This window comes from aff. Roholtiella sp. LEGE 12411, assembly GCF_015206995.1.
GTDB lineage: Bacteria > Cyanobacteriota > Cyanobacteriia > Cyanobacteriales > Nostocaceae > Komarekiella.
Window position 1 is genome coordinate 1 of the sequence record NZ_JADEXR010000239.1, and the last position, 6114, is coordinate 6114.

The 6114-nt window shown below is 40.6% G+C and carries 5 protein-coding genes; 4 read left to right on the forward strand and 1 reads right to left on the reverse strand.

Annotated elements, in window-relative coordinates; all coding sequences use genetic code 11:
* Positions 1-266: 266 nt before the first annotated feature.
* Complete coding sequence (locus IQ246_RS28410) at positions 267-488, reverse strand: DUF4327 family protein (protein WP_194006630.1); 222 nt, start codon at positions 486-488, stop codon at positions 267-269.
* A 388-nt stretch (positions 489-876) separates the two neighbouring features.
* Between IQ246_RS28410 and IQ246_RS28415 the strand changes: the two genes are divergently transcribed.
* The 4 genes from IQ246_RS28415 to IQ246_RS28430 all read left to right on the forward strand — a co-directional run bounded on the left by IQ246_RS28415 (position 877) and on the right by IQ246_RS28430 (position 6017).
* Entirely contained in the window at positions 877-2106 is a 1230-nt protein-coding gene (locus IQ246_RS28415) for a cysteine desulfurase-like protein (RefSeq protein ID WP_244142195.1), read from the forward strand.
* A gap of 744 nt (positions 2107-2850) precedes the next feature.
* A complete protein-coding gene (locus IQ246_RS28420; protein ID WP_194006634.1) occupies positions 2851-3423 on the forward strand; it encodes a chemotaxis protein CheB in 573 nt (190 codons plus the stop codon).
* A 4-nt stretch (positions 3424-3427) separates the two neighbouring features.
* Positions 3428-5464 carry a response regulator gene (locus tag IQ246_RS28425; protein ID WP_194006632.1) on the forward strand — a complete coding sequence of 679 codons (2037 nt, stop codon included), beginning with the start codon at positions 3428-3430 and terminating at the stop codon, positions 5462-5464.
* A 49-nt stretch (positions 5465-5513) separates the two neighbouring features.
* Complete coding sequence (locus tag IQ246_RS28430) at positions 5514-6017, forward strand: GNAT family N-acetyltransferase (RefSeq protein ID WP_194006633.1); 504 nt, start codon at positions 5514-5516, stop codon at positions 6015-6017.
* Positions 6018-6114 lie beyond the last annotated feature (97 nt).

Genomic DNA, 6114 nt, shown 5'->3' on the forward strand with positions numbered 1-6114 from the left:
CCATTCCCCATCCCCCATCCCCCATTCGGTGTCTCTACGAGTCAGTTCACAAATCAAATCGGATTACTATATTTGGTAATAATTCAGCAAAATTTGCCATCAATCCACCTATTCATCTGATATCTAAGTCAATATTTCCTGCTAACTTTAATAAGCTATTTTTTAAGCCCCGAATTAATTCGGGGAATTTTCATGTTAAGATTTTAATTTTTAATTTTGATTTTTTTGGAAAGGTTACTAATGTGTTTCGACTTCTAGGCGCAACTTCAATCATCTTCCCAGTATTCGTGATCTAGTAAGTCGATAATCCTATCTCTGAGCAAAAACTCGTTTTTTTCTAGCTCAAGCTCAAAATACACCCAGTCATGATCAGGAATGTATTTACTAAGAGTAAAGATTGGCTGCTGACGGTTAACAAGTCCCTTTTGAACAAGTTGACGTGCTTCTTCCTTGATAACCTCAATGTCGTATCTAACCGCAATATCCATAGTTTGTTACCTCGCTTTTGATCAAGGCATTATCAGTCAAGACAATAATTCTTTAGCTCTACCTTTAACTTATCAAAAAACTCAAAGTAAATTGTAAAGAATCAAAACACAAATACTAGCTGCAAGGTAGATGTTTCAGTTAGATACTTTTTCATATCTTAAGTAAACTCTCTTAAGAGGTATTTTTACAGAATAAGAAGGCTAGCGTAACAAGTTGTAAATAAAAAAGGATGGAGATGTTCTGTGGCTAACTTGCCAAAAGGTAAGCTAGGGTAAAGAATACATGATGAAGAAGAATCAAGAATAAAAAATTTGTCATTCTTACTTCAACCTTCATTACCTGTTATTTTACCCATTTTTATAAATTCGCTTGAGGATTTACACTTTGATGTTGAATATTGATAAAGTTCGCCAATATTTTCCTGCCTTAGCTGGCAAATGGACTTTTTTTGATAATGCTGGTGGGTCACAAACCTTAAAGAAAGTAGTAGATAGGATTAGTGAATTTCTCTTGACATCTGATGTCCAGTTGGGTGCTTCTTATGCGATTTCCCAACTAGCAGGAGAACGCTTGGCATTAGCAACAACGGCAATGGCTACTTTGATTAATGCCAAGTCTTCTAAAGAATTGGTCATGGGGCCATCGACTACAATGATGTTGAAAGTTCTTTCAATGTGTTTGAGTCAAACCTTTACGCCTGGTGATGAGATTATTGTGACTAATTGTGATCATGAAGCCAATATTGGGGCTTGGGTCGCTTTAGAAAAACACGGAATGAAGATTAAAGTGTGGCAAATTCGCCCAGATACCTTGGAATTGCATTTGGAAGATTTAGAGCTATTAATGAGTCAACGCACAAAACTTGTCGCATTAACTCATGCCTCTAATATTTTGGGAACTATCAACCCTATTAAAGAAATTACTGCATTTGTACATGAACGAGGAGCAATGATTTGTGTAGATGGTGTTGCTTATGCACCACATAGATTAGTTGATGTCCAAAATTTAGATGTTGATTTCTATGCTTTGAGTTTTTATAAAGTTTATGGGCCACATCATGCTTTACTTTATGGTAAAGAAGAACTTTTGTTAAAAATACCTGGTCTGAACCATTATTTTATTGAGCAGACGGATATTCCTTATAAGTTTCAGCTAGGTAATGTCAATTTTGAATTAAGTTATGGAATGTTGGGGTTATGTGATTATCTGAGTGAATTAGCACAAATGCACTATGGCAATGAAACTGCACCTGACTTGAGAAATCAAATGGTGCAAGTCTTTGATTTAATTAGTATGCATGAAGAGAAGATAGGCGATCGCTTACTAGATTACCTCAACAACAAGTCTAATGTACACGTGCTCGGTCAATTAAAAGCCAACCCCAAATCTCGTGTACCTACTATATCTTTTGTAGTAGATGGAATTGATAGCTCGACTATCCCTGTAAAAATTGACCAACATTACATTGGAATTCGCTACGGAGACTTTTATGCTAAACGGCTAATTGAATACTTGGGGTTAGCGTCGCAAGGTGGAGTAATACGGGTGAGTATGGTACATTACAACACGCTTGAGGAAGTTGACCGCCTAATTGAGGCTTTTGAGCAGGTATTTTAACCCCTGTGCATCTATCAAATGGGGAATTGGGCATTGGGCATTGGGAATTGGGAATAGAAAAAAGGGATGGCACAAGTGATGGTGCGGCTACGCCGCACCGAGCGCCTAACAACTAAACTATAGACATGGCAACGTCCGGACGTTTTAGTTGCTGAACTAAATAATTTGACAACAATCCATACTTGATTTGATAAATTGTCTGACCACTTTTATAAGCCAAACTTTTGAGTCGAAGCCAAACTAGAATAGCCCAAGCAATATAATTTCTTTGAATACGACCCTTGCGACATTTTTTTATATTAAGAATATAGGACTTACGTACTGTACAAACAAACGATCTTGTGTATCAATGTCAATACCTTGTTTCAAGCTTTTATCAACCATCTTTTACTGGTTGCGATCGCTTAGTGGAGAAGAGAAAAATCAAGGTTAAAGTGCAGAAAACCATACCCCTCTTTTGGTTTTTCCGTCAATGTGTAAGTCCCATAATACATAGATGAAGGGGAGACAGAGGCAACCCTTTTTCTCCCGTCTTAAAAGGATTCTCATTCTTGAAAAATCCTGTCTCTTGTTTTTCTTGGAATGATTTATTCTTTGGAAGTCCCTTAAAGGGTAAAGGGTAAATTCAACCCTTTTTCCTTTAACCGAGAAATATTAGAGGGGCTAGAGAATGCTAAAAGTATTCTATAAGCCATCGAGTCACATTATTGCAATCCTGATTACGCAGGCATGAGAGCTAAACAAGTGTCGTTTAAAATAGTGGTCATTGGTACTTCTTTAGGCGGATTATCAGCACTGAAAATTATCCTGGGAAACTTACCAGCAGACTTTTCAGTGCCGATCGCGATCGTGCAACACCGTCACAAAGAGTCTGACGACATACTGAATAAATTATTACAAAAACACACTTTGTTGGCGATCCGAGAAGTAGAAGACAAAGACGAAATCCTGTCAGGGCATGTCTACTTAGCTCCAGTAGATTATCACTTGCTGATTGAGCCAGGTTACTTTGCTCTTTCTACTGATGAGCCTGTTTCTTATGCCCGACCATCGATTGATGTGCTGTTTGAGTCGGCAGCTGATATATACGCTCAGCAAGTCATCGGTGTAATATTGACAGGAGCGAACCAAGATGGTGTCCAAGGTCTTAAAAAAGTGAAAGCGCGGGGAGGACTCACTATTGTTCAAAAACCTGCCACCGCTGAGAGTTGCGTTATGCCAGAAGCAGCGATTTCTGCTGTTGCAGTAGACTGGATTTTGTCCCTCTCAGACATTGCTTCCCAGTTGGTCAAGCTTTGTCACCCTATACGGAAATGAAACCATGCAGATGGAACCCAAAGTAAACATCCTCCTAGTAGATGATAAACTGGAAAATTTGCTGGCACTAGAGGCAATCCTGGAAAAACTGGGGGAGAATCTGGTGAGAGCAACATCAGGGGAAGAAGCTTTGAGGTGTTTGTTACATCAGGACTTTGCGGTGATTTTGCTAGATGTGCAAATGCCAGGGATAGATGGTTTTGAAACTGCTACCTTGATTCGCAATCGGGGGCGATCGCGTCACACTCCAATTATTTTTCTGACTGCATTTAGCACCAGCGACCAAATGCTATTTAAAGGTTATGCCTTAGGTGCAGTCGATTATCTGCTCAAACCAATAGACCCTAATATCTTGACTTCTAAAGTCATAGTATTTGTAGAATTATTTAAGAAGACAGAAGCAGTTAAGCAACAGGCTGCTGAGCTAGTAGCCGTCAATGCTGAACTTAGGCAAAGTGAAGAACGCTTCCGTTCACTGAGTACCTGTTCACCTATTGGCATTTTTGAAACTGACACTGAAGGGCGCTGTAAGTATACCAATCCCCGATATCAGGCAATTTGCGGACTTAGACCAGCAGAGAGTTTATTTAAGAGGTGGCTGGAATCTGTTCATCCAGATGACCGGGACAGAGCGATCGCCAGTTGGTCTAACTACATTAGTCAAGGCCGCGATTACTCTGAAGAATTTCGGTTTGAAAATACTTATGGTAGCATCCGTTGGGTTCAGGTTCGCTCATCACCGATGCTTTCCAGTCAAGGTGAATTGCTTGGGTATGTAGGTACACTTGAAGATGTTACTGAACGCAAGCAAGCTGAAGAAATCCGCGCTCAAGTAATTCGAGAACAAACAGCAAGGACGGAAGCAGAAACGGCAAATCGGATGAAAGATGAGTTTCTCGCCGTTCTCTCCCACGAACTTCGCACGCCTCTAACTTCGATGCTGGGTTGGTCAAAAATACTCCGCTCCAAGAAACTTGATGAAAAAGCAACTGCTCGCGCCCTGGAGGCGATTGAACGCAACGCTAACTCTCAGGTGCAATTAATTGAAGATATTTTGGATGTATCACGGATAATCCGTGGTCAACTGCGGTTAAATGTTTGTGCTGTGAATCTGGTTACAGTGACTGAAGCAGCCTTAGAGGCCGTGCGTCCCTTGGCAGAGGCAAAAGGTATTCAATTGAACACTATTCTGGATACTTCCATTGGATCAGTCTTTGGCGATTCCACCCGTTTACAGCAAGTTGTTTGGAATCTCCTAACTAACGCCATTAAGTTCACTCCTAAAAATGGCAAGGTAGAGGTTACTTTATCAATGGTCAGTAGTTCGGAACAATTAACAACTGTCAAATCTGCCCAAATTCAAGTTATTGATACAGGTATTGGCATCAGTTCAGACTTTTTACCCAAAGTATTTGAGCGGTTTCGGCAAGCAGATAGTACCACAACGCGATCGCACAATGGACTTGGACTAGGCCTTGCGATCGTCCGCCATCTGGTAGAACTGCACCAAGGCACAATTTTTGCTGAAAGTCCAGGTACAGGACAAGGAGCAACCTTTACCGTCAGACTACCACTGCTACGAGAAAACAGAGGTAGCAGAGATAAACAAACAGGGGGAGAAATTTCTTTGGCTGCTAGTTCTACTCCTTTGACTGGATTAAGGGTTCTAATTGTAGATGATGAAACGGATACCCGTAATTTTCTCAGCTTTATGTTTGAAGAGTATGGAGCGATCGCCACTGCGGTAGCATCAGTTGATGAAGCGCTAAAAGTATTGAAACAATCAAAACCAGATATCTTAATTAGCGACATTGGAATGTCAGAGCAAGATGGTTACACGTTAATTCATCAACTGCGCTCTTTAGAACCAGAAAAAGGCGGACATATCCCAGCGATCGCCTTAACAGCATATACACGAGAAGAAGACCGCTTAAAAGTCCTTTCAGCCGGATTTCAAAAACATCTATCTAAGCCAATTGACCCCACAGAGTTGATCGCTTTAGTTGCTAGTGTTTTAGAACTACCTCAGCAAGTTCCATAAACTGAAATCTTGCACTCCTCTCAACAACTGCCCAACAATGAATTCCTAAATGACTATTCGCCACGCCACTGAAACTGACTTGCCTATAATTGTGGAAATTTATAACGCTGCAATTCCTAGCCGTATGGCAACCGCTGATTTAGAGCCAGTATCTGTGGAAAGTCGCCTGGCTTGGTTTAAGGGGCGATCGGCCTCACAACGCCCGCTTTGGGTAATCGAAGTCGAGGGAGTAACTGCTGGGTGGCTTAGTTTTCAATCATTCTACGGGCGACCAGCTTATCATACAACTGCCGAAATTAGTATTTACATTGCCTCTGCCTTTCATCGGCGTGGTTTAGGGCGGCAACTTTTAGCAAAAGCAATTGGCGAAAGTCCTAACTTGGGCTTAAAAACCCTCATCTGCTTTATTTTTGCCCATAATCAACCCAGCTTAAAGCTATTTGAGACATTTGGCTTTCAACATTGGGGGCATTTACCTAAAATCGCAGAACTTGATGACGTTGAACGCGACTTAGTGATTATGGGACTACGAATTAGTAAACCCACTATTTAATTGTAATTACTCAAATACTTCTATTCTTTATTTGATATTTGTTGAGATAAAGATTTATACTTTTCAAGCCTATTCCCCATACCCCATGCCCCATACC